Annotated in this window: 25 protein-coding genes; 15 read left to right on the top strand and 10 right to left on the bottom strand. The window is 65.9% G+C overall.

Annotated features, from left to right (window positions below; genetic code table 11):
* Positions 1–57: 57 nt before the first annotated feature.
* Both IV498_RS08655 and thiE read right to left on the bottom strand, forming a co-directional pair.
* Positions 58–1,215: an acyltransferase family protein gene (locus IV498_RS08655; RefSeq protein ID WP_269046158.1), complete on the bottom strand. Its 1,158-nt coding sequence runs from the start codon at positions 1,213–1,215 to the stop codon at positions 58–60.
* Between the two features lie 204 nt (positions 1,216–1,419).
* Positions 1,420–2,094, bottom strand: a complete 675-nt coding sequence (gene thiE / locus IV498_RS08650) for a thiamine phosphate synthase (RefSeq protein ID WP_269046157.1) — start codon at positions 2,092–2,094, stop codon at positions 1,420–1,422.
* 265 nt (positions 2,095–2,359) lie between these two features.
* Here thiE and thiO point away from each other — a divergent pair, with 265 nt between their 5' ends.
* The 4 genes from thiO (at position 2,360) to IV498_RS08630 (ending at position 5,107) form a co-directional block, all read left to right on the top strand.
* Entirely contained in the window at positions 2,360–3,649 is a 1,290-nt protein-coding gene (gene thiO / locus IV498_RS08645) for a glycine oxidase ThiO (RefSeq protein ID WP_269046156.1), read from the top strand.
* Entirely contained in the window at positions 3,646–3,885 is a 240-nt protein-coding gene (thiS, locus tag IV498_RS08640; protein ID WP_442951324.1) for a sulfur carrier protein ThiS, read from the top strand. Before thiO ends, thiS begins: the two co-directional genes overlap by 4 nt.
* Positions 3,886–3,973: 88 nt before the next feature.
* Positions 3,974–4,747: a thiazole synthase gene (locus IV498_RS08635; protein WP_269046163.1), complete on the top strand. Its 774-nt coding sequence runs from the start codon at positions 3,974–3,976 to the stop codon at positions 4,745–4,747.
* Positions 4,748–4,774: 27 nt separating this feature from the next.
* A complete protein-coding gene (locus IV498_RS08630; protein ID WP_269046155.1) occupies positions 4,775–5,107 on the top strand; it encodes a 4a-hydroxytetrahydrobiopterin dehydratase in 333 nt (110 codons plus the stop codon).
* Between the two features lie 21 nt (positions 5,108–5,128).
* Here the strand turns inward: IV498_RS08630 and IV498_RS08625 are convergent, their stop codons facing one another.
* The 3 genes from IV498_RS08625 to IV498_RS08615 all read right to left on the bottom strand — a co-directional run bounded on the left by IV498_RS08625 (position 5,129) and on the right by IV498_RS08615 (position 6,402).
* Complete coding sequence (locus IV498_RS08625; RefSeq protein ID WP_269046154.1) at positions 5,129–5,431, bottom strand: hypothetical protein; 303 nt, start codon at positions 5,429–5,431, stop codon at positions 5,129–5,131.
* 8 nt (positions 5,432–5,439) lie between these two features.
* Complete coding sequence (locus tag IV498_RS08620; RefSeq protein ID WP_269046153.1) at positions 5,440–5,664, bottom strand: DUF3107 domain-containing protein; 225 nt, start codon at positions 5,662–5,664, stop codon at positions 5,440–5,442.
* Between the two features lie 90 nt (positions 5,665–5,754).
* Positions 5,755–6,402 (bottom strand): TetR/AcrR family transcriptional regulator, encoded by a 648-nt coding sequence (locus IV498_RS08615; protein WP_269046152.1) that lies wholly within the window; start codon positions 6,400–6,402, stop codon positions 5,755–5,757.
* A 106-nt stretch (positions 6,403–6,508) separates the two neighbouring features.
* Here IV498_RS08615 and moeB point away from each other — a divergent pair, with 106 nt between their 5' ends.
* The 3 genes from moeB (at position 6,509) to IV498_RS08600 (ending at position 8,881) form a co-directional block, all read left to right on the top strand.
* A complete protein-coding gene (moeB, locus tag IV498_RS08610) occupies positions 6,509–7,774 on the top strand; it encodes a molybdopterin-synthase adenylyltransferase MoeB (protein WP_269046151.1) in 1,266 nt (421 codons plus the stop codon).
* A gap of 75 nt (positions 7,775–7,849) precedes the next feature.
* Positions 7,850–8,134: a hypothetical protein gene (locus IV498_RS08605; protein ID WP_269046150.1), complete on the top strand. Its 285-nt coding sequence runs from the start codon at positions 7,850–7,852 to the stop codon at positions 8,132–8,134.
* A gap of 9 nt (positions 8,135–8,143) precedes the next feature.
* Positions 8,144–8,881, top strand: coding sequence for a M50 family metallopeptidase (locus IV498_RS08600; RefSeq protein WP_269046149.1), 738 nt, complete (start codon positions 8,144–8,146; stop codon positions 8,879–8,881).
* Between the two features lie 74 nt (positions 8,882–8,955).
* On the opposite strand, the gene IV498_RS08595 is transcribed toward IV498_RS08600, so the two are convergent.
* Positions 8,956–10,329 (bottom strand): glutamyl-tRNA reductase, encoded by a 1,374-nt coding sequence (locus IV498_RS08595; RefSeq protein WP_269046148.1) that lies wholly within the window; start codon positions 10,327–10,329, stop codon positions 8,956–8,958.
* Between the two features lie 201 nt (positions 10,330–10,530).
* Between IV498_RS08595 and hemE the strand changes: the two genes are divergently transcribed.
* The 8 genes from hemE to hemL all read left to right on the top strand — a co-directional run bounded on the left by hemE (position 10,531) and on the right by hemL (position 20,044).
* Positions 10,531–11,592, top strand: a complete 1,062-nt coding sequence (gene hemE / locus IV498_RS08590) for a uroporphyrinogen decarboxylase (protein ID WP_269046147.1) — start codon at positions 10,531–10,533, stop codon at positions 11,590–11,592.
* Positions 11,589–13,436 (top strand): protoporphyrinogen/coproporphyrinogen oxidase, encoded by a 1,848-nt coding sequence (locus tag IV498_RS08585; protein WP_269046146.1) that lies wholly within the window; start codon positions 11,589–11,591, stop codon positions 13,434–13,436. The genes hemE and IV498_RS08585 overlap by 4 nt, the downstream gene beginning before the upstream one ends.
* A gap of 137 nt (positions 13,437–13,573) precedes the next feature.
* A complete protein-coding gene (hemQ, locus tag IV498_RS08580) occupies positions 13,574–14,329 on the top strand; it encodes a hydrogen peroxide-dependent heme synthase (RefSeq protein WP_269046145.1) in 756 nt (251 codons plus the stop codon).
* Positions 14,326–15,609: a ferrochelatase gene (locus IV498_RS08575; RefSeq protein WP_269046144.1), complete on the top strand. Its 1,284-nt coding sequence runs from the start codon at positions 14,326–14,328 to the stop codon at positions 15,607–15,609. The genes hemQ and IV498_RS08575 overlap by 4 nt, the downstream gene beginning before the upstream one ends.
* The gene (gene hemC / locus IV498_RS08570; RefSeq protein WP_269046143.1) at positions 15,606–16,604 is read left to right on the top strand and encodes a hydroxymethylbilane synthase; all 999 of its coding nucleotides are present in this window, start codon (positions 15,606–15,608) and stop codon (positions 16,602–16,604) included. The genes IV498_RS08575 and hemC overlap by 4 nt, the downstream gene beginning before the upstream one ends.
* Entirely contained in the window at positions 16,601–17,665 is a 1,065-nt protein-coding gene (locus IV498_RS08565; RefSeq protein WP_269046142.1) for a uroporphyrinogen-III synthase, read from the top strand. The genes hemC and IV498_RS08565 overlap by 4 nt, the downstream gene beginning before the upstream one ends.
* Positions 17,662–18,642, top strand: coding sequence for a porphobilinogen synthase (hemB, locus tag IV498_RS08560; RefSeq protein WP_269046141.1), 981 nt, complete (start codon positions 17,662–17,664; stop codon positions 18,640–18,642). The genes IV498_RS08565 and hemB overlap by 4 nt, the downstream gene beginning before the upstream one ends.
* A 79-nt stretch (positions 18,643–18,721) precedes the next feature.
* Positions 18,722–20,044, top strand: coding sequence for a glutamate-1-semialdehyde 2,1-aminomutase (hemL, locus tag IV498_RS08555; protein WP_269046140.1), 1,323 nt, complete (start codon positions 18,722–18,724; stop codon positions 20,042–20,044).
* 116 nt (positions 20,045–20,160) lie between these two features.
* Here the strand turns inward: hemL and IV498_RS08550 are convergent, their stop codons facing one another.
* The 4 genes from IV498_RS08550 to IV498_RS08535 form a co-directional block, all read right to left on the bottom strand.
* A complete protein-coding gene (locus tag IV498_RS08550; RefSeq protein ID WP_269046139.1) occupies positions 20,161–20,898 on the bottom strand; it encodes an amino acid ABC transporter ATP-binding protein in 738 nt (245 codons plus the stop codon).
* Positions 20,895–21,659 carry an amino acid ABC transporter permease gene (locus IV498_RS08545; RefSeq protein ID WP_269046138.1) on the bottom strand — a complete coding sequence of 255 codons (765 nt, stop codon included), beginning with the start codon at positions 21,657–21,659 and terminating at the stop codon, positions 20,895–20,897. Before IV498_RS08545 ends, IV498_RS08550 begins: the two co-directional genes overlap by 4 nt.
* Before the next feature lie 9 nt (positions 21,660–21,668).
* Positions 21,669–22,595 carry an ABC transporter substrate-binding protein gene (locus IV498_RS08540; protein WP_269046137.1) on the bottom strand — a complete coding sequence of 309 codons (927 nt, stop codon included), beginning with the start codon at positions 22,593–22,595 and terminating at the stop codon, positions 21,669–21,671.
* Between the two features lie 388 nt (positions 22,596–22,983).
* Complete coding sequence (locus tag IV498_RS08535; RefSeq protein ID WP_269046136.1) at positions 22,984–23,667, bottom strand: 3'-5' exonuclease; 684 nt, start codon at positions 23,665–23,667, stop codon at positions 22,984–22,986.
* Between the last annotated feature and the right edge of the window lie 30 nt (positions 23,668–23,697).

Here is a 23,697-nt window from a genome sequence, read left to right as displayed (position 1 = left end):
GCAGCTGGCGTGGGAATTCCCCCGCCAGCTGCCGGCGTTTCCTGTACCCCCACCAAGTTAGTAGTTTGGCGCCGCCGGTCGGGGGAAGAGCTTCCGCAACCTGTGGCGAGCTGGTTCTTCCACGAAGGCGAACAGCAGGTATGTAGCCAAGGCCGTTCCCGCCAGACAGCCGACCGCCAGCAGGTTTTGGCCCACCGGGTGACTGTCGTGCAGCCAGTCGACACTTAGCCAGTGGAACGCATAGATGAAGGGCATATGCACCAAATACAGGCTGTAGGAGGCGCGGCCACCCTGAATCAGCCACCGATGCCCAAGCACCGAACGCACCCGCCCCTGCGAAAGTGAGAGCAGCGCGATAATGAGCGGAAAGGCCAGCACGGCCGGCCGACCCTGGCCGCTGTTGTTAGCCTGCAGCAGGAAGACCAGCACCAGGGCGGCAACCAGGATCGTTGCCGGTCCGGCCAGCTGCGGCCGAAACCTGCTGGCGCCGATGTTGCGCACAGCGAGGTACGCAAAACCGCCGGCGAGGAAGCAGCACAGGATCCGCACCAGCCATTCGCACGGATAAGGGGTGTAGGTATCGATCAGCTGACCGGGTCCGATCATCGCGACCGGCAGAAGCACCAGCACCGATGCCCCCAGCGCAGGCAAGGGATGCAGCCGGCGCAGCCGAAACAGCGCCAGGGCTGTCAATGGAAAAGTTACGTAGGCCAGCCACTCGGCACTCACAGTCCAGCCCGGGCCAAACCAGCTGGCGCCATCGGTTTCCGGTGAAAACCACAGATGAACCATCAGCAACTGTTTGATCAGGCCCCACGGCGAAAGATCGGGTGCCTTCAGCTGAAGCGACCAGTCCAGGGCAGTATGCTGCGTGGTTCCGTACAGGAACCATAGACCTAGAACACCCACCACCAGCGCGAAGGCGGGCCACATCCGTGCAAACCGCGCCCACAGGAAGCTGGCCGCGGTGGCCGGTCCGAACCGGGGCCCCAGACGGTCCAGATAGGTGTAGGACAGGATGAAGCCGCTCAGCACGAAGAAGACGTCCACCCCCAGCACGCCATTGTCGACGATCGGGGCGAACGAGTGGAAAACGGGCGCCAGGAACGTGTTCTGCAGGGCCTGCAGATGGAAAAGTACAACCCAAAGCGCGGCAAGAAAGCGCAGCGACGTCAGGGTTCGGATTTCGGTCCACACCGCAGGCGGCCCAGTCACCGGCCGCGCCGCTTCGGCAGTCGGCGCGGCTTCTGGAACCGTCGGCTTTCCAGGTGCAGGCGGACGGGATGTCAAAGCGGCCATTGTCTCTAATCTACGCGATGATCTTTGGCACTTGCTGTAATTGTGCAATGGTCCGCCGCAGGTGGCTCACGGCCGCCATTCGCGGAACGGAGCCCGGACAAGTCGAACGGGGAGCGGGATTCAGGGAAGCTGGGCCAGCAGGGCCCTTGCTGCAGCGGCCGGATCGCTGGCCTCGGTGATGGCCCGAACCACGACGATGCGGCGGGCGCCGGCGGCCACAACCTGTGCCACGTTGGACAAATCGATGCCGCCGATGGCGAACCAGGGCTTGACCGTCCGCAAAGCCGCCGCGTGGCTGACCAATTCCAGCCCGACGGCGGCACGGCCCGGTTTCGTCGGCGTAGCCCAGAGCGGACCGACGCAGAAATAGTCGGCGCCGCCGTCGTTCGCCGCTTCCACCTGATCCCGAGTATGCGAGGACAGCCCCAGCGACGTCCCGGCAGGCAGCAGCGAACGGGCGGCACCCATCGGCAGATCCTGCTGCCCGAGATGGAGCACCGGCGCGCCGGACAGTGCAGCAAGGTCGGCCCGGTCATTGACCGCCCAAAGCCGGCCGTGCTCGGCCGCGGCGTCGCGGAGGGCGGCGAGCAGCCGCAACTCCAGCGCAGCATCAATGGACTTGTCCCGCAGCTGAATGATGTCCACTCCACCGCTGTATGCCGCGTGCAGGAAACGGACAAAATCCCCGCGATCGCGCCGGGCATCCGTGCACAAGTAAAGTCGGGCAGCCGTCAGCGGGACGGGGCGGGCCGCGGCGTCCGCGGGTTTGATCGCGGCAACGGGGGAAGGGGACATAGGAACCAGACTAGATGATTGGCCTGATGCGTTGAGCAAACCGACGGTGGAACGCGCAGGATTGAAACGGATTGAAAGAGTATTGAGACGAAGTGGATGCGGTCCGGACCCACGGAAGAACCTAGACTGAGGGAGTACCGCGGGAGCCAGGCTAGCTGGCTGAGAGGGCGCCGGGAACAGCACGCGCCGACCGACTTGTTTTCGGCTTTCATGGCCGGGAACTGAACCTGATCCGGTTAGTACCGGCGTAGGGAAGGAAATTTCCATGACAGTGGGCATTGATGCGGACGTCGCCGTGATTGGCGGCGGCATTGTGGGACTGGCAATTGCCTGGGAGGCGCAGCGAACCGGGCGCTCGGTCACGGTGATTGATCCGGGCCCGGCCACCGGAGCAACCTTCGCCGCTGCAGGCATGTTGGCTCCCGTGAGCGAACTTGGCTATCAGGAGGAAGGGCTGCTGGAGCTGACGCTCGCGTCCGCGGCTTTGTGGCCAGACTTCGTGGCACCGCTCGCGGCAGCTGGACACTCGGAAACCGGATTTCGGACGACGGCGACGCTGGTGTTGGGAGCGGACGCGGCGGACCGGCAGGCGCTGGCGGATCTGCGGGACGTCCAGCAGGCCCACGGGCTGGATGTGGAAGCGCTGACCATCCGGGCCGCCCGCGCCCTCGAACCGATGCTGGCTCCGCAGCTCTCTTGTGCCTGCCGGGTGGCGCAGGACCATCAGGTGGATCCGCGCGGTTTGGCAGCGGCCCTGCTCGTCCAACTCCAGGTGGTGGCCGCGGCCGGCGGACGGCCGCGGGACGAACAAACGTTGATCCGGTGCAGCGCTGCCGCGCTGCTGCATCGCGACCCGACGGATGCGGATTCCGCTGTTACAGGCGTGCTGCTTGAGGATGGCCGCAGCATCCGGGCCACCGAAGTCGTCGTCGCCAATGGTCTGGGAGCCACCGGACTGCGTGGCCTGCCATCGGAATTGAGGCTGCCACTGCGGCCGGTTTACGGCGACATCCTCCGGCTCCGGGTGCCGCAGCACCTGCAGCCGCTGCTCACCGCCACGGTGCGCGGTTTAGTTCGCGGTGTGCCGATCTATTTGGTGCCGCGCAACGACGGCACGGTGGTAATCGGTGCCACTATGCGCGAGAACGGTCCTTCGGGCCCCTGCGCGGGCGGGGTGTATCAGCTGCTGCGCGACGCGGCGGTGCTGGTTCCCGCGGTGGCGGAGTTGGAACTGCTGGAGGCGACGGCGCGGGCCCGGCCGGGGACGCCGGACAACGCGCCCCTGCTGGGTCGGGTCCGCGCCGGCGGCGCCGGAAATGTTCAGGGCCTGATTATCGCCACAGGCTTTTACCGGCATGGCGTGCTGCTGGCACCCATGGCGGCACAGATCTGCCGCCAGTTGATGAACGGCATAGTCGATCTGGCGTGGACGCACTTCGCCCCGGACCGGTTCCGGGACGACCCGCAGGGGACCGGTGGTCCGCAGCGGCTGCGCGCGGCAGGTCCGACGGCAGTCGGTGGGCGCCACCTGTGCCGCGGCGGGGTGACGCCATGATCGCCATCCGGCTCAACGGGACGCAGCGGGAGCTCGAAGCAGGGGAGACCGTCGGCTCCGTTGTCACCACGGTCACGGGTCGGGCTGTTGGCCCGGACGGCCGTGCCATCGATGGGCGGCGGCTGGGCGTGGCGGTGGCCCTGAACGCCGGTATTGTGCCGCGCAGTCAGTGGGCCGGCACCGTATTGCAGGCCGGCGATGAGATTGAGATAGTGACAGCGGTCCAGGGAGGATGACATGGAAGACGGGACAGTGAGCCAAGTGGACAGTGGGGGTTCGGCGCAACGCGGGGCCAACGAGGCCACCGAGCCGGCCGACACGCTCATGGTGGACGGCGTGCCGCTGGGTTCACGGCTGATCATGGGAACGGGGGGCGCACCGAGCCTCGACGGCCTGGCGGCCGCGCTCGCGGCCTCCGGGACCGAGCTGACCACGGTGGCGATGCGCCGGTATTCGGCTTCCTCGGCCGGTTTGGCTGCCGGGCATCAATCCTTGTTTGGGCTGCTGGAAGCGCAGCGGATCCGTGTGCTGCCCAACACCGCCGGCTGCTTCACCGCCCGGGAGGCTGTGATGACTGCGGAACTGGCGCGCGAGGCGCTCGAAACGGACTGGGTGAAGCTGGAAGTCATTGCGGACGAACACACCCTGTTGCCCGACGCCGTCGAACTGGTAGAGGCGACCGAGCAGTTGGTGCAGCGCGGATTCAAGGTCTTTGCCTACACCAATGATGATCCAGTGCTCGCCTTGCGGCTGGAACTGCTGGGCGCGGTGGCGGTGATGCCGCTGGGATCCCCGATCGGCACCGGACTGGGCATCCTGAACCCGCACAACATTGAGCTGATTGTCTCCCGTGCCTCGGTGCCCGTGGTGCTTGACGCCGGAATCGGCACACCGTCGGACGCCGCTCTGGCCATGGAACTGGGATGTGACGCCGTGCTGCTGGCCAGCGCCGTCACCCGCGCGCAGGATCCGGTGCGGATGGCAGCGGCCTTCAAACACGCGGTGATCGGCGGTAGGCTGGCCGCACGGGCAGGCCGGATTCCCCGACGCCACCATGCGCAGGCGTCCTCGGCGATGGCCGGGCGACCGGATCTGTAGAGGTGTGTCATGTTCTCAGGAGCCACGATGAGTGCAGCGGATGTTTTGACCCAAACCCAGATTGAGGACCAGCTGGCGGCGCTGCCGTATTGGCGTTACCGGCCAACCGGGCTGGCCGCGGTGTTCAAGCTGCCGACCGCGCGGGCTGCCCTGGACCTGCTGGCCCGGATCGGCGACCTGGCCGAACATGCCAACCATCATCCCGACGTGGACTGGCGCTACAACCGGCTCCTGGTAACGCTGATTTCCCATGATGCCGGCGATGCGATCACCAGTCGGGACATGGAGCTGGCCAGACAGATCTCGGCGGCCGGGCGCAATGCGGGAGCGACGGCGGAGCCGGACCACATCCCGGAATGACGACCCAGCGCTCCGCCGCACTCAACTGCGCAGGATCGCCGTCCTGCGGGTGGTGTCGCGGGCCGCACGGCTGGAGCTGAGCGCCAGCGAGGCCAGGACGGACACCGCGGCAGCGCCCGCCAAGGAAACAATCCACGGGATCCAGGTCAGGCCCGGCTGATAGCCCAAACCGGCCGCAACGGTGATGATCCAGATCAGCATGGCGGTCACCACGGCGACTGCGGCCGGAACCAGGATTCCATACTCACCGTGCTTCTTGTCCATACCCCAGACGATGGCCCCGATCAGGAGGGCCAACAACGCGATAACCACCAGGTCCACCATGGCTGGGCCTAGAGTGCGCCGAAGCCCACGCGGCGCGATTCCTCAGCGCCGACCTCAACGTACCCAAGCACGGTTCCGGGCACGATGATGACTCGGCCCTTTTCGTCGGTGAGGCGCAGCTCGGTCTTGTTGGACACGGCATCGGCGACAAGCTTTGTCACTTCCTCGGCTGTCTGCGCCGAATCGAGCACAATCTCGCGGTTCACATTCTGAATGCCGATTTTAACTTCCACCGCGGGTCTCCTTCATACTGCTGGATTGTCTTAGAGCTGGTTTCTGCCGGACTGTCGGGCCGCGCTTCGACCCGCCTACCTATGTTTACTCTACGACTCCTTGGGGAATCGGCTGATTCCGCGCCAAGCTAAACGGTAAATCAGTTCGCTCGCCACCTCGAGGTCGAGGTTGCCGTCGGTTTCGAGCCAGTAGCGCGCGCTGACCTGGGCCATGCCCGCCAGCGCACGGCCCAGCAGCATCGCTTCCACGTGCGGAAGTTTGGTGTCCCCGGCAATGACCGAGGCAATGGCATCGGCATAGGCGGCATTGAACTTTTCCAGCCGGGCAGCCACGTCCGGGTCATTGACCAGATCGGATTCGAAGACAAGCCGATGCGCCCGGCTGTCCTGGGCAATAAATTCGAAATACGCCTTCATGGTGGCCCGGACTCGAAGCTTATTATCCGTCGTCGAACTCAGCGCCGTCAGCAGCTGGTCGGTAAGGTCGGCCAGGTGATTGTCCAAAAGTGCCAGATACAACTCGCGCTTGCTGGGAAAATGTTGGTACAGCACCGGTTTGCTGACCCGCGCAGTTTCCGCAATTTCATCCATCGCCGCACCATGGAAGCCGTTGGCCACGAAAACTTCCTGTGCCGCGGCCAGCAGCTGGATGCGTCGTTCGTCGCGGGGAAGCCGCGCGGGCCGGGGACGGCTGCGCGGCAGGCCGGCATTGTCTTTAGCGTCTTTGTTTTCGTTCATGCGCTGAACGCCCTTCCTGCCCACGCTCAGGGGCGGCGTGCACTCCTACGCATTCTACCGGTCGGTAATATGACGACGCCGCCCGCGCGGGCTTACATTTATTTCTATGGCCCCAACTTTACGGATCAGCACCGACAAGCCGCCGGAAACTTTGCCGGCGCTGGTGGAACCCGGCCCGGAATTGAGCCGGGAAGAAGTGGAACGTTATTCCCGGCACCTGATCATTCCCGAGATCGGTATGCAGGGGCAGCGGCGGCTGAAGAATGCGCGGGTACTGGTGATCGGGGCGGGCGGCCTGGGTTCGCCGGCGCTGCTGTACCTGGCTGCGGCCGGGGTGGGCACTATCGGCATAGTCGACGACGACGTGGTGGACTTGAGCAACCTGCAGCGGCAGGTGATTCACGCGGTGGCGGACGTGGGCCGGCCTAAGCTCGAATCGGCCAGGGAATCCATCCTGGCACTGAACCCGCTGGTTAATGTGGTGCTGCATCCGCTGCGCCTTGATGCCGCCAATGCGCTGGAGGTTTTCGCCGGGTATGACCTTGTCCTGGACGGCGCGGACAACTTCGCCACCCGTTACCTGGTCAACGATGCGGTTGCTCTGCAGGGTAAACCGTATGTCTGGGGGTCCATCCTGCGCTTCGACGGGCAGGTGAGTGTTTTCTGGGAGCAGCACGGGCCCACCTATCGGGATCTGTATCCGGAACCGCCGGCCGCCGGGACGGTACCATCCTGCGGCGAGGGCGGCGTCTTTGGCATGCTCTGCGCGGCGGTGGGGTCGCTAATGGTGATAGAGGCGGTCAAGCTGATCACGGGTGTGGGCAGGACGCTGCTGGGCCGGCTGATGATTTTTGATGCGTTGGCCTCCAGTTGGCGGGAAATCCGGATTTCGAAAGACCCCGAGGCGCAGGCCGTGACGGGGTTGATGGACTATGAGGCGTTCTGCGGACTGCCGGCCACCCCCGCCGTGTCGGGTGATGCAGAGGGGATGCCGGGCAATGCCGCGGGCGGCGCCGGGGGTGCCGGCCACCGGGCCGCGGATGTCATCACGGCTCGCGAGCTGGCCGATCGGCTGGTGGCCCGGGACCGGGGCGATGACCGTTTCGAGCTCATTGATGTGCGCGAGCAGGGCGAATTCGACATCGTCCGGATTCCGGGATCGAGGCTTATTCCGCTCTCCGGCATCCAGTCCGGGAACGCTTTCGCCGGTATTGACCACGGCGTTCCGCTGGTGCTGCACTGTAAGGTTGGCGGCAGGTCGGCGCAGGCGCTGGCCAGCCTGAAGGCCGCCGGATACGACGACGTCGTCCATCTGGAAGGCGGAATCCTGGCCTGGGTGAACGAGGTGGAGCCGGAGAAACCGGTGTACTGATCGCCGGCAACGGCGGCGGGGTTTCCCGCGGAATCTCTCCGGAGCCACTGTTCCTTCGACAGAAAAGAGTCAGCCATGGACCGGTCTTCAGGAGCAGGGTCAACACCGCAACACAGGATCGGTTCAGGTTTTGGAGCTCACGGTCAGGCGAAAACCGCCAGCTCCCTGTTCGCCGTCGAACTGGACCGCCGGGGTAGGACCGCCGGCGTGCGGTCCTTTCGTGACATCGCCGAGCTGACGATCCCCGGCGCGGCAACCGCCCTGACGGCCGGAGTAGACCCGCGCGCCGTGGACCCGGAGGTTGCGGCCGGGCGGTGGGCACCCTCGGCGGACCTCACCGCCGTGAACGCCTTCGGCTGACCAGAGCGCATGCAGCCTCCCGACCAGCCCTGGCTGGCAGCTATCACCGACGCCCTGATTCGGGGTACACCCGTGACTCCTGCTGCCCCGGTGCTCGCCCTGGTCGCTGCGGCCGCCCTTTTGCTGGCCGGACCCGCGGTACTCTGGCGGTACTTCGGCGTTTACATCACGGTGGTGCATGAACTGGGACACGCATTCGCGGCCCTGATGACGGGGCAGCGGCTGCGCGGCATCCGGATCCAGCGCGACCAGTCCGGCAGCACTCACACACTGGCCCGCGGGCGGTTGCCCGCCGTCTGGTCCGGCTTCTGGGGTTACCCGGCCCCCGCCGTGCTCGGAGCGGCTCTGGTGGCCGCCGCCACCGCTGGCTGGCAGCGGGCCACGTTGCTCGTGGGCGCCGTCGTCGTGCTGCTGTCGATAATCTTCGTCCGCAATATTTTTGGCGCCCTGGCTGTGCTGGTCTGCGCCAGCGTGGCGGCCGGACTTTTCTACTTCGCCACGGATATCGTCCAGGGCTACGTCCTGCTGGTGCTCGGGGCCACCCTGGAAGTGGGTGCCGTACGGGCGTGGCTGAACCTTGTCAGTGTCCACCTGCGCCGAGGGCGCCAACTGTCCAGCTCGGATGCTTTCATCCTCCAGCAGCGGACCCGGATTCCCGCTGGCCTGTGGCTGCTGCTGATGGGGGCGGTGATTGGAGCCTGCGTCTGGGGTGCGGGCGGCGCCGCCCTGGCTGCGGCGTCCGGCTAAGCCGCTCTGCACCGGAGACCGGCTCGCCGCCCTGAACCGGGGGCCGGCCAGCGTGCTTCAGGATGGCGCAGGGATCAGGCAGTTCCGATCGCAGCTGCCGGGGGTGCTTCCTCAGCCGGCAGGACGGGGCAATCCCGGGCCGCCAAGTCCGCAGAGCCTGCGGGTGCGGCTCCGGCGGACATTGGCTGTTCCACGGTGATGCCGTAAAGCGCCTCAAGACCGGCAAAGTAAGATTCTTGCTCGCCGGTGGCAGCCAGTTCACGGGCACGGACGGTGGGAATATGCAGCAGCGATTTGACCATCCGCCGCATGGCAAATTCCACTTCTTCAGCCGCTGCGGTGCAGCCATGCTGGGCGCGGACGCGTTCGATTTCGGTATCCAGGACCGAGAGCGTGTGCCGGCGCAGGGCCACGATGGCGCCGTCAACGGAACGCTCGTTCTGCCGGGCCTCGAAGCTGCGGGCGGCCTCGGAGACGATGCTGCTGGCCTGGGACAGCGACTGGGCTTGTTCCTGCGGTGCGGCCATTCGGACTGATTCCAGCGTGAGCAGCTCAACGTCCGGCAGTTCATTGACGGCAGGGTCAAAATCACGGGTCAGCGCCAGGTCAATGATGATCAGCGGCTTACGGGAAGTACGCCGAACGCGGTCAATGTCGCCCGCTTCGACGCGGTGGTCAGAACCGCTGCAGCCGATCATCAGATCGGCGTCGGCCACGGCGTCGGGCAGCGTTGCGCTGGTCAGCGCTGTACCGCCGCGGCTGGCGACGAAGGCCTCGGCCCGGCCCGAGGAGGAGAACACGGCGATGTCGGTGCAGCCGCGCTCGGCCAGTTTGGCCATGGTGGCGCCGGCGTAGGCCCCAGTGCCAAAAATGACTGCCTTCTTGCCGCCAAAGTCTCCGGCGGAAGCGGAGTCGTCGATTTCGGCCGCAAGATCCAGCGCCACAGAGACGATGGAAAGGCCGCGGCTTCCCAAGGCGGTTTGTGCGCCCACATCCTTGGCCGTTTTGGACGCAGCTTGGAACAGCCTGATCAAGGCCGGGCTTGCGGTGCCGTCCTGCTGGGCTCCGATGAGCGCCCTGCGCACCTGTCCGGCAATCTCCCGCTCGCCTACGACGGCGGAATCCAGTCCGGCGCTGACGGCAAAGAGGTGGGCACTTACGGCCTCGCCGCGGCGGGTGTCGAAGGCACGGGAGACAGTGGATTCGGTCAGCCCGCTGAGGTTGCTGATCCGGGCGACGACGGCGGCCCTGGCTGCTTCGACCTCATCCGCGCTGCGGGCTTCGGCGTAGATCTCGTAGCGGTTGCAGGTGGCCACGGCCACGGCACCAAGAATTTCCGGATTGTCAGCGAGCATAGTCGAGGCGACCTTCGAGGCGCCGGCACTGAGGCGGGCGACTGTCTCGAGGTCTATATCGGCGTGCGAAGCAACAAGGGAAAATAGGACCACAGCTCTTCCATAGTACCGACTTCGCAGCGCGGTAGAACAAGCAAGGGTGGCCAAACCCGTTTTTGCGGGCGTGATTCTGCTTACCCGCGGCGCCAATGGTCGTCGTCGTGCTGTGTACCCGCGGCGCAAACGGTCGTCCTCGTGCTGGTCTGCGGCGGACGGCGGTTATCCATTAGAGGCGAACTTCGGCAGAATCAAGGTATGACTCTTAGCCCCGGGCACCCCCTGATGGACGGCCGCACCGCAGATTCACCGCTCATCACCGCCTACCGCGGCGGCAAGCCGTCCCGGCGCCCCGTGTGGTTTATGCGCCAGGCCGGCCGTTCGCTGCCCGAATACCGCAGGCTCCGGCAGGGCACTGGCATGCTCGAATCCTGCCTGAAACCCGAGATGGCCGCGGAGATCACGCTGCAGCCGGTACGCCGGCACGACGTGGACGCTGGAATTTTCTTTTCCGACATTGTGATTCCCCTCAAGCTGGCCGGGGTCGGCGTTGACATCGTCCCCGGCGTGGGACCGGTGCTGGAGCACCCGATCCGCACGGCCGCCGATGTTGCCGCGCTGCCCGTCCTGACTGAAGAGGCACTGGAGCCGATCCGGGAGGCAGTCCGGCTGGTCGTTGCCGAGCTTGGCTCCACACCGCTGGTGGGCTTCGCCGGCGCACCATTTACCCTCGCCGCCTACATGGTGGAGGGTAAGCCCTCCCGGGACCACCTGGGTCCGCGGACCATGATGCATGCAGATCCGCAGGCCTGGCAGGCGCTGGCAAACTGGGCCGCCGATGCCTCCGGGATGTTCCTGCGCGCCCAACTGGAGGCGGGCGCCAGCGCCGGCCAGCTTTTCGACTCCTGGGCCGGATCATTGGGACTGGCCGATTACAGCCGCTATGTTGCCCCCGCCTCCGCCCGGGCCCTGGAGCACGTGCGCCCGCTCGGCGCGCCACTGATCCATTTTGGCACCGGTACTTCCGAGTTGCTGGTTGCCATGCGCGATGTGGGCGTGGACGTGGTGGGGGTGGATTATCGGCTTCCGTTGGACGAAGCGAACCGGCGGCTGGGGGGATCAGTGCCGCTGCAGGGAAATATTGACCCGGCGCTGCTGTCCGCTCCCTGGGAGGTGCTTGAGGCCCATGTCCTGGCGGTGATTGCCGCCGGCGCCGAGGCTCCCGGACACGTGCTTAATCTCGGTCACGGTGTGCCTCCGGAGACGGATCCGGCGGTATTGACCCGGGTGGTGGAGCTGATCCACTCGATTGAACCATGATGACGGGAAGTACAACACCGGGGAACGGCGGGGGAACCGGTGCCGACCCGGTATCCGGGGCGGTGGCGGGCGGCCGCCTCGGTCAGCTGCACCTGCCGCATGTCCATCTGCCCCAACTGCGTAAACCTCTGCCTCCGCAGCCGCAGCCGCTGCGGGCGATAGTGGTCGGCGGCGGTATTGCCGGCCTCGTTGCGGCCCGGGATCTGGCGGCCGCGGGCTACCGGGTCACGGTTCTAGAAGCGGCTGCGTCCTTTGGTGGCTGCGTCGGTCGGCACGAGGTGGCCGGATTGCTGCTGGACAGTGGAGCGGAGTCTTTTGCCACCCGGTCGACGGCGGTGTCGGACCTGGCGGCCGAGCTGGGGTTGGGTGAGCAGATCACCGCGCCGGATCGGGCTGGAGCATGGGTCCAACTGCCGGATGGACCAGTGCCGCTGCCCAAGACAGGTGTGCTTGGCATTCCCGCCGATCCCTGGGCGCCGGAAGTCCGCAGCGCATTGGGGCTTGCGGGCGCCCTGCGCGCCAGTGCCGATGCCCGCCTGCCCACCTCGGTCGGCACCACGGCCGAGGTCATCAGTGTGGCGGACCTGGTGCTGGCTCGGATGGGGCGCCGTGTGCTGGAGCGGCTGGTGGCGCCTGTGGTCGGCGGGGTGCACTCGGCGGATCCAGCCGTCCTGGACGTGGACATGGTGGCTCCCGGGCTGCGCCGTGGCATCGTCGAGCACGGTTCGCTGGCGGCTGCCGTTGCCGCCCAGCGGACGGCCGGCAAGGCCGGCGCCGCTGTCGGTGGCCTGGTGGGCGGAATGCACACTCTGGTGGATGCCCTGACCGCAGCACTGCTGAAATCCGGCGTGGCGCTGCATGCTGAACATCCGGTCACGGAGATTTCGCGGACAGCTGCTCCGGGAGACACAGCCAAAGTCACAACCGGAGACACAGCCAAGGCCGCTGCGGGGAACGCGGCCAAGCACACCGCGGGAGACACAGCTAAAGATACCGTGGGAGACGCTGCCAAAGACACAACCAAGACCGACTCCGGGTCGGCACCCAAAGCCGGCGGCTGGAGGGTGACGGCCGGCCGCTGGACCGGCACCGCGGAGCTGCTGGTGATGGCCACGGACGGCCCCACCGCCGTCGCCCTGCTGGCCCCTGCGCTCCCGTTCCTCACAGCCTTCGCCCCGAAACCTGGACCGGACGTTCGGCTGGTGACCCTGGTGCTGGACCGTCCGGAGCTGGACGTCCAGCCACGTGGCACCGGCATTCTGGTGGCGCCGCAGACCGCAGGCATTGGTGCAAAAGCGCTCACCCATGCAACGGCGAAATGGCCCTGGCTGGCGGCCGAGGCAGGGCCCGGCACCCATGTCCTGCGCCTTTCATACGGGCGGGCGGGGGCAGTGGCCGGGGAGACGCGCGGCGGACGGGTTACGGCCGGAAGAACGGAGCAGGCCGTCGACGGGCGGGCTGCGGACGGCGGCGCTCCGCCCGAGTCGCCGGAGCCGCGACCCGGGGCGGTCGTTGCGGCATCTGGGGCAGAACATGTTTTGCTTGGCGACGATGCGTTGCTGGACATGGCGCTCGCCGACGCTTCCGCGCTGTTGGGTCAGCCTCTCGTCCGCGAGGATTTGCTCGGCTGGGACGTGGTCCGCTGGAGCGGTTCGCTGCCGTTTGCTGCGGTTGGGCACCGACGGCGCGTGGCGCAGCTGCGGGAGCGGCTTCGGAAAGAACCGTCGCTGCTGCTGACCGGCGGCTGGCTTGCCGGGAACGGACTGGCCGCCGTCGTCGCCGATGCCCGCGCCGAGGTGAGGCGGCTACAGGAAGGGTGCCGCGCAGCCTCCGCAGACGGCTGACACACGCGGGATTGCAGGCTGTTTTTGCTTCCGCCAGCAGGACAATGCGGGAGCGGAATTGTGATTTCTACAACTTCTACAGTTTGTAGAGCCGCCCAGTTTCGAGTTTGGCAGGGGTAAGGGGCAGACTTGTACCCATGAGCCACACTTTTGCGGAATCTGTCACTAAAACTCCCGCCGACACTCTCGAAACAGCGCCGCAGATCGCGCCGGACATTGGGCAGGATACGCCCGCAGTGTCCGCATTCACGCTGTGGACCGTTTTCAAACGGGCCGGCCTTCCGGCTGCCGGCGGAGAACAGCAGGCGGCAGCCTTCGAGGAGTTGGTGGAGGAGCTGGCGGAGCGGCGGATCACGCTGCGCGGCGCCTACGACGTTTCCGCGATGCGCAACGACGCCGACGTGATGGTCTGGCTTGTTGGCCCCGATGCCGAGGGGCTGCAGCGCGCGGTCCGTGAGATCCGCCGCAGCGACCTTTTTGCCAGCACGGAGATAGCCTGGTCGGCCATGGGCGTGCATCGGGAAGCCGAGTTCGCCAAGAACCACGCTCCGTCCTACATGGCCAACACCGAGCCCAAAGGCTGGGTCTGCGTCTCTCCGTTTGTGCGTTCCTATGAGTGGTACATCCTGCCGCCGGAGGAGCGCGGACGCATGCTTCGACACCATGGAATGCTGGGCCGCGAGTTCCCCAACGTCCTCTCCAACACCGTGTCTGCCTTTGCGCTGGGCGACTGGGAATGGATTTTGGGCTTGGAGGCCGACGACGTGCTCGACCTGGTGGATTTGATGCGGCATCTGCGCGGCACGGACGCCCGGCTGCACGTGCGCGAAGAAATCCCCTTCTACACCGGACGCCGGATCAGCGCGTCCGGTGTTGCGGAGGTGCTGCGATGACCGTGCGGGATGCGTTCACCCCTGAAACGGTGACCAACCCCGTGACGGAGTCCGGCCGAATGGCGCCCAAGGAGTATGACGGCGTCCTGCTCGCCTCCTTCGGTGGCCCCGAGGGCCAGGACGACGTGTTGCCGTTCCTGCGCAACGTCACCCGAGGGCGCGGCATCCCGGACGAGCGGCTCGAAGAGGTCAGCCACCACTACCGCGCGTTCGGTGGCATCTCTCCGATTAATGCGCAGAACCGGGAGCTGAAGTCGGCCCTGGAGGCCGAACTGTCCGGACGCGGCATCGACCTGCCGGTGCTGTGGGGGAACCGGAATTGGGATCCCTACCTTCCCGCCACGCTGAAGCAGGCGTACGACGACGGACACCGCCGCCTGCTGATGCTTACCACCAGCGCCTACTCCTGCTACTCCAGCTGCCGCCAGTACCGCGAGGACATCGGCATGGCGCTGACTGAAACCGGGCTGGACTGGAGGCTCGAAGTGGACAAGGTCCGGCAGTATTTCGACCATCCCGGTTTTGTTGAACCCTTTATCGAAGGCACCGCGAAGGGCCTGGCGACCGTTCGCGCCAGCCTGGCCGCCGCCGGAACCCCGGATGAGCCGGTGCACGTACTGTTCGCCACGCACTCGATACCTCTGCGCGATGCGCATGCCGCCGGCAGCTCCGAGGGGGAGCCGCGCTCCTTCGACGAGGACTCCGCGTACGTGGCCCAGCACCTGGCCAATGGTGCCGAGGTGATCCGGCGCGTTGACGCGGCCGCGGGAGCTGCCGCCGATGCGGCCGCAGGAGGTGCGGTTTCCGGCGCCGAAACGCCGTGGTCGCTGGTTTATCAGTCGCGCTCCGGGGCGCCGCATGTTCCGTGGTTGGAACCGGACATCAACGATGCCCTGGAAGAGCTGGCTGGTCAGGGAGTCAAGGGCGTGGTCATCGTGCCGCTGGGCTTTGTCAGCGATCACATGGAAGTGGTCTGGGATCTGGACACCGAGGCAAAGGAGACCTGCGACAGGCTGGGTCTGGTTTTTCACCGCGCGCCCACACCCGGTACGCATTCGGCCTTCGTGTCAGGTCTGGTTGACCTGATCAGCGAGCGGACCACCGCCAACTACATTGCCGACCGTCCCGCGATGACCAAGCTCGGCCCCTGGTACGACGTCTGCAGGCCCGGCTGCTGCGCCAATTTCCGTGGCGCGAAGCCGGCCATCGCGGGCGCGGACAGCACCGTTGGGACCGGGCACGACCTCCGCCCCGCATCGGCGCCCAAGGAAGTTCAGTGAGTGCGGCGACGGTGCGGGTGGGGACCCGGGCCAGCAAGCTGGCGCTGACCCAGACACAGCAGACCGCGGACAAGCTGGCCGCCGTCGGCGGCTTCGAGGTTGAGCTGGTGCACGTGAAGACCGAGGGTGACGTGCTGACCGGATCGCTGTCCCAGATGGGCGGAACCGGCGTGTTCGTCACAGCGCTGCGGGACGCGCTGCTGAAGGGACACTGCGATGTGGCGGTCCATTCGCTCAAGGACCTGCCCACCGGTGCGGCTTCCGGCCTTGCCATGGCCGCGGTCCCGGTCCGCGCGGACGTCCGCGATGCGCTCTGTGCCAGGAACTCGCTGAAATTCGCGGACCTGCCCGCCGGTGCCAGGATTGGCACCGGATCACCGCGGCGGGCGGCCCAGCTCCGTGCTGCCCGCCCTGACCTGGTGGTGGTGGATATCCGGGGTAACGTGGGTACCCGCCTTGCCCGGGTTCCGGGGCTTGCGGGTAACCCGCCGGAGGACGGTAACGGTTCAGTGGAAGGCAAGTCCGGTGATTTGGATGCTGTGGTGCTGGCTGCCGCCGGGTTGGCCCGACTGGGGCGGCTGGATGTGGTGAGCGAATTCTTTGCTCCCTCCTTCATGTTGCCCGCGCCGGGCCAGGGCGCGCTCGCGGTGGAATGCCGCAGTCAGGACACGCCGGCCGCGGGCGTTTTGGGCCAGGCTCTTGCCGCGCTCGACGACGCCGACACCCGGCTTTCCGTGACGGCTGAACGGGCCCTGCTGGCCCGGCTGGAGGCGGGCTGCAGCGCTCCGGTCGGTGCGTTGGCCTACCGGAAGGGCAGCACCCTGCAGCTGGAAGCCGTGGTTTGTGCGGTGGACGGCACGGATTCAGTGCGCCTGAAGAAGGCAACGGACGCCCTGACCGAAGTGGGAGCAACCCTGCTGGGAATTGACGTGGCCGAAGAGTTGCTGGCGCGCGGCGCGGCCGATCTGGCGGATCTGGCCGGCACCGGATCGTGAGCCTGCCGCTTCAGGGTCTTACCGTTGCCGTGACCCGCAGTCCGGACCGCTCGGCTGCGCTGGCCACGGCACTCTCCGCGGCCGGCGCCGTTCCGGTTTTGGTGCCCCTGCTGGACTTTGAGATTGCGGCCGATCAGGATGGCTTGGGTGCTGCGCTGGAACGGCTGAGGGCGGGCAAATTCGATTGGCTGGTGGTCAGCAGCATCACCACCGTTCGCGCCCTCAAGCAATGGGCTGCCGCGCACGATACCTCGTTGGCGGACCTTCTTCCGGCGCAGACCCGAGTGGCCACCATCGGCCCATCGTCGCGGAAGATACTGGAGGCGGAGGGAGTGCGCGTGGACCTGGCGCCCCGGGATGTGCAATCCGCGGCCGGCCTGGTGGAACTCTGGCCCGACGGACGGAGCCGGGTGCTGCTGCCGCAATCGGACATTGCCGAACCCACCCTGGCCCGGGGCATTGCGGCCAAGGGCGCCCAGGTGGATTCCCTTCCGGCGTACCGGACGGTGGATTATCCGGCGCGGCCTGCAGCACGCCTGACCACTGCACTGAAGCCGGGCACCTCCTGGCGTCCGCATGCACAGTCGATGGAATTCCCTCCCGCACCGGAAACGGCGCACTCCTTACAATTCGCAGGCACCCCGCACGACGCGGCGCAATCCTCCCCATCGCCGGGCGGATCCACGCCCAGCCCGGAACTGCTGACCCCGGGCGCGGCGAAGACGATGCTCGCGGTCGGCCGGATTGACGCCGTCGTCGCCGCGTCCGGAAGCGCAGCGCGAAGCATCGCCCGGCTGCTGGGTCCGCTGCCGCCGTCGTGCCTGCTGATTGCCATCGGCGTGCCGACCCGGACCGAGTCCGAGAACGTGGGGCTTCTGGTCGCCGGCACCGCCGATGAACCAACGCCGGCCGGGATTGTGGAAGCCTTGACCCGGGCCGTCCTTGCCCTCGATCACCAGGCCAACAGCGCGGAAACGGTCCCTGAATCCATACCTTATGAGATCCCCGAAACAGTGCCCGGGACGGGCAATGAATCGTCCCTTGAGAAGGAGCAGCAGTGAGTTTTCCGCATTCCCGTCCGCGCCGGCTGCGTGCGACACCGGCGCTGCGCCGGCTGACCGCCGAATTCCGGCTTTCCCCGGCGGAATTGATCCTGCCGGCATTCATCCGTGAAGGACTCTCCGGACCCGCCCCGATCTCCTCCATGCCCGGCGTGGTGCAGCACAGCACCGATTCGCTGAAACGGGCCGCTGCCGAGGCGGTGGAGCTGGGCCTGGGCGGCATCATGCTCTTTGGTGTCCCCGCTGTCCGGGACGCCGTGGGTTCGGGCGCGCTGGATCCCGACGGCGTGCTGAATAAGGCCATCCGGGACGTCCGCTCGGAGGTGGGGGATGAGCTGGTCATCATGGGCGATGTCTGTCTGGACGAGTTCACCGACCACGGCCACTGTGGCGTCCTGGATGCCAACGGCGGGGTGGACAACGACGCCACGGTGCAGATCTACGCACAGATGGCCGTGGCGCAGGCCGAAGCGGGGGCGCACGTGCTGGCCCCCTCGGGCATGATGGATGGCCAGATCGGCGTGATCCGGAAGGCTTTGGATGACTCCGGATTCCACAACGCCACCGTCCTGGCCTACGCCGCCAAATATGCTTCGGCATTTTACGGTCCGTTCCGGGAGGCGGTGGATTCGCAGCTGGTCGGGGACAGGCGCACCTACCAGATGGATCCGGCTAACCGGCGTGAGGCCTTGCTGGAAGTGGAGCTGGACCTGGAAGAAGGCGCCGACATGGTGATGGTCAAGCCGGCCATGAGCTATTTGGACATCCTGGCGGACGTCGCCGCCATGTCGCCCGTACCGGTGGCGGCCTACCAGATTTCCGGGGAGTACGCGATGATCGAGGCGGCGGCCGCCAATGGCTGGATCGACAGGCGGCGTGCCATCGAAGAATCTGTGTTGAGCATCAAACGTGCCGGTGCCAATCTGGTGCTGACCTACTGGGCCCCCGAACTCGCCGGCTGGCTGCAGAACCCATAACCGGCGCCAGAACCCGTAACCGGCGGCAGCACCAGCATCGACCGGCGCCAGAACCACCAATTGCAGAATGGAAAGAACCATGGCCAGCTCCAAAGAACTGTTTGCCCGCGCCCGCACCCTGATGCCCGGCGGAGTGAACTCGCCCGTGCGTGCCTTCGGCTCCGTGGGTGGCACTCCGCGGTTCATCGTGAACGCGAAGGGTCCTTATCTCACCGATGCCGACGGTCGGGAATACGTGGATCTGGTCTGTTCTTGGGGCCCGGCCTTGCTGGGGCATGCCCATCCTGAGGTGCTCGCCGCGGTCCATGCCGCCGTCGACCGGGGCCTGAGCTTTGGTGCGTCGACGCCAGCCGAAGCGGAGTTGGCCGCACTGGTCCAGGAACGGGTGCCAGCCGTGGAGCGGCTGCGCATGGTTTCCACCGGCACGGAGGCCACGATGACGGCCGTCCGGCTGGCCCGCGGCTTCACGGGTCGGGATCTGATCATCAAATTCGCCGGCTGCTATCACGGTCACCTGGACGGGTTGCTCGCCGCCGCGGGATCAGGTTTGGCCACTTTGGCCCTGCCCGGATCGGCTGGCGTGACGGCGGCAACCGCGGCACAGACGCTGGTTTTGCCCTACAACGATCCGGCCGCCGTCGAATCCGCGTTCGCCGAACATGGCCAGCGCATCGCCGCGGTGATCACCGAGGCGGCGCCGGCCAACATGGGCGTGGTGACGCCGGCGGAGGGGTTCAATGCCTTCCTGTCCCGTATTACGGCCAGCAATGGCGCCCTCCTGATCCTGGATGAGGTGCTCACCGGATTCCGCACCGGTCCAGCGGGCTACTGGGGTCTGACCGGCGCGGTGGATCCAGCGCAGGGCTGGACGCCGGACCTGTTCACCTTCGGCAAGGTGATAGGTGGAGGCCTGCCGGTGGCTGCGCTGGGCGGGCGGGCAGAGGTGATGGATCGTCTGGCGCCGTTAGGCCCGGTCTATCAGGCCGGCACGCTGTCCGGAAATCCGGTGGCGATGGCCGCCGGCGTGGCCACGCTGACCGCCGCCCCCGCCGAGGTCTATGCCACAGTGGATGCGCGCGCGCTGGAGCTCTCCGCCGCGCTGTCCGCCGCCATGGAACAGGCGGGCGTTGACCATTCCATCCAGCGCGCCGGGAACCTGTTTTCGGTGGCCTTCGGAACATCGGCCCGCGGCGTGCACAACTATGACGACGCCCAAGGTCAGGAATCATTCCGCTACGGGCCGTTCTTCCATTCCATGCTGGACTCAGGGGTCTACCTTCCGCCGAGCGTCTTTGAGGCGTGGTTCCTCTCCGCAGCACATGACGACACAGCGATGAACCGGATCTTCGACGCGCTGCCCGCAGCCGCCAGGGCCGCCGCCGCCGCAGAGGGTCCCGCCTAAGCCGCCGCCTCCGACTGAGTCGCCGCCTCCAAACTGAGTCGCAGATGATGCACTCATTAGCCTTTTTGAGTGCATTACCTGCCACCCAGTTGGGCGAAGGTCAAGGTTGGGTCAGCTCAAAGCACGTCGGAGAGAAAGCTCCTGAGCCGGTCGGTTCCGGGGTCGCTGAAGAGCTTCTCCGGCGATCCGGTTTCGACCACGCGGCCGACATCCATAAAGGTGACGGTGTCGGAAACGTTGCGGCAGAAGTTCATTTCATGGGTGACCACGACCATCGTCATTCCAGCTTTCGCCAGATCTGCCATCAGGGACAGCACGCCCTTGACCAGCTCGGGATCCAACGCTGAGGTGGCCTCGTCAAAAAACATCACCTCCGGTTGCATCGCGAGGGCCCGTGCGATCGCCACGCGCTGCTGCTGGCCGCCGGAGAGGTTGGCCGGCCGGGCGTCCGCCTTGTGCCGCAGCCCCACAAGGTCCAGCTGCTCCAGTGCCTGGGCGCGCGCCTGGTCCTTGGGCAGCTTGCGCAGCTTCCGCAGCGCCAGAGCGACGTTTTCGACGACAGTCTTGTGCGGGAACAGGTTGAACTGCTGGAACACCATGCCGATCCGCTGCCGCAGTTGGTCAGGATTGTCCTTGAGCACGGACTTGCCATCCAGCAGGATGTCGCCCTGGTCCGGCTCGATCAGGCGGTTCATTACCCGCAGCAGCGTTGACTTGCCCGAACCGGAGGGCCCAATGACGGAGGCCGTTGTGCCCTTTTCCACGTGCAGATCAATGCCCCGCAGCACGTGGTTGGATCCGAAGGACAAGTGCAGGTTTTTGCCGGTCAGGGACCCGGAGGAAAATTCACTCACAGCAGGTGCTCCGTTCCGATGGTGGCTGCGGCGTCGTCGGGCTGTTTCTTCTCCTGCCGCCCGGTGCGCAGCCGATGGTCAATGAAATTCACAAAGTGGGTCAGCGGTACGGTCAAGACCAGATACAGCAGGCCCGCAGCCACCAGCGGGGAAAGGTTCCCGGAGTTCGACGCCGCATCGTTGCCGATGCGGAAGATCTCCCGCTGGCTGGACAGCAAGCCCAGCAGATACACCAGTGAAGAGTCCTTGATCAGCGCAATAAACTGGTTCACCAGCGCCGGCAGGACGCGGCGGATGCCCTGCGGCACCACCACCAGCTGCATGGACGCGCCGTAGCCGAAACCCAGGGCCCGGGACGCTTCCAGCTGTCCCTTGTCCACACTTTGAATTCCGGACCTGAAGATCTCGCCAATGTAAGCCGCTGCCATCAGGGTCAAGGCAGCGATGCCCAGCGGATACGGGTTGGTGCTGCCGGTCAGTTGCCGCACGACCGGACCAAAGCCGATCCCAATCAGCAGGATGGTCAGGATCGCCGGCAGGCCCCGGAAAACGTCAGTGTAAACCCTGGAGATCCAACGCGGTACGGGATGGCGGGAGATGCCCATCATGGCCAGAGCCAGGCCGAGAACGGTTCCGAGGATGCCCGAGGATACGGCCAAGATCAGGGTGTTGGGCAGGCCGACGGTCAGAAGGTTGGGCACGATTGCGCCCATCGCCTTCCAATCGAAGAACGTCCGAAGAAGCTGCTGGAATGCGTCCATTATTGTTCCCTACTTCAGGGTTGATGCCTTGCTGCCCGGCTTCCAGGTCTTCGGAGTTTCCCGGTCCGGGTACCACTGCTTGACCAACTTGGACCAGGTTCCGTCCGCCACGACGGCGTCCAGACCCGAGTTCAGGGCGTCGATCAGCGGCTGGTTCTTGGAATTCACGGCGTAGGCCACAAAGTTCAGCGTATTGATCGTTTTTTCGACGATGGCGGTGTTGTCGCCGTCCTTGACCTGGCCGCTGGCCTGCTGCGAGGGGGCCACCCAGGCATCGATCTGGCCGGTCTTCAGGTTGGCATACAGGCTGTTGTAATCGCTGAAGCGGACGGGATCGATCTTCAGGGTATTTGTCACGTAGTCGTCCTGGACACTGCCCTGGACGACGCCGATGCGCACGCCGCTGTTAAGGTCCTTGAACCCCTTGACGTTTGAGTCTTTCTTGGCGACGACTGCCATGTAGCCGAAGTCGTAGCCGTTGGTGAAGCCGACGTTCTGGCGGCGCTTATCCGTGGTGGAGATCGAGGAGGATCCGACGTCGAACTGCTTATTCTGCACCTGGGCCAGCAGCGCCGAGAAGTCGGTGGAAGCGAATTCCACCTTCAGCCCGAGCTTGTCGCCGATGGCGCGCAGCAACTCGTTGTCAAAACCGGTGAACTTGCCGGACTTGTCCAAAAAGATGTTCGGCGGCGCGTCCGAGAGCGTTCCGACGTGCAGGGTGCCGTCGGTGATCAGGCCCAGCTTTGATTTGTCGACCTTGTCAAGTACTGGAACGGTCTTGGTGGTGTATTTGTCCAGTGAAGTCTGATCGCTCCCAGCCAGGGCGTTGGTGGGCGATGAACTGCTTTGTGCTGAGCCGGAGCAGGCGCCCAGCGAAATCACCAGGGCCACGGCCACGGGAGCAGCAGTCAACCACTTAAGGGCTTTGAATTTCATCCGGCAATCGCTTTCGTCAGGTTCTCGGGATCATCATGGTGCGGCGCAGAGCATGCAGCGGGGCACCTCGCGGGGACCGCACATCGATGAGGGGCGCACCTGCTCACAGCTGGAGCGGGGCGAATTTCATTCTGCCACACCGGACCCAAACGGTGCATCGTCGAAGAAAAAACTTCATTTAGTGGGTTTCATCGAAGATAATTTGTCCGATGGGGATGGGTGTTGACTACTCGTGACAGTCGCGGCGAAGCTGTTGGAATCTTAGACGTGGCAGAATCCGACTTCCAGCTCCGAGCGGGCGTTGTGATATTGATCGCACCTGCACCAGCCGACTTATACCGCTTCGATCCTCCTGCGCCGCCATTGCATGTCCAGCAAAGTCCCCCGCTTAGCCCAACACCGGCCAGGTGCCCTCCACGCTGGCCGCCGGGTTGGTTCGTCGAAGGTAACTTTGAAAGTCTGCAGCTTGGGCCGCAGCCCACCCAATCTGCCGTTCATGCAGCCCATGGCAGTCCCCTTGCAGTTGCGGGAAGCGGATAGCCAGTGCTTCCGCGAGGCGGATGGTGGCGACCGCATCCGCCGCCGATGTGTGGGCGTCCTTCAGGCTGACCCCATATTCCTCACACAATGCCCCCAACGTCCGCCGCCCCCGGCGGAACTTATGGGCCTCCTTATTGCAGATGTAGGGGTCAATTACTGGTTTGGCGCCCAGCGCGGCCACGCCGTGCCGGACGGATTCGCGCGCCAGCACGGTGAAGTCATAACAGGCATTGAACGCGATCACCGGCACCCCGCCCGCAAAAAGCGCTCCGAGGACCTCGGCAACCTCTGCGGTCACCCGAGCCGCGGGAATGCCAAATTCGCGGGCCTGAGCCGTGCTGATCCCGTGGATCTGCGTGACGTCAGCGGGGATCTCCATGCCCGGATCGGCAAGCCACTGGTGCTCGGCAACGATCGAGCCATCGCCGTCGACCACCACCACCGAAGCTGTCACCAGTCTCGCCAGGCGGGGATCCCGCCCGGTGGTCTCTACATCGAATGCTGCCCGTGGAAGTGTGTGCCAGCTGCTCATGATGACACGTTACGTCGCAGGTACGACAGG

The sequence above is a fragment of the Paenarthrobacter sp. Z7-10 genome (assembly GCF_026932795.1).
Lineage (GTDB): Bacteria > Actinomycetota > Actinomycetes > Actinomycetales > Micrococcaceae > Arthrobacter_M.
Note: the sequence above shows the minus strand (reverse complement) of the source record. Positions and strands in the feature narration are given on the sequence as shown.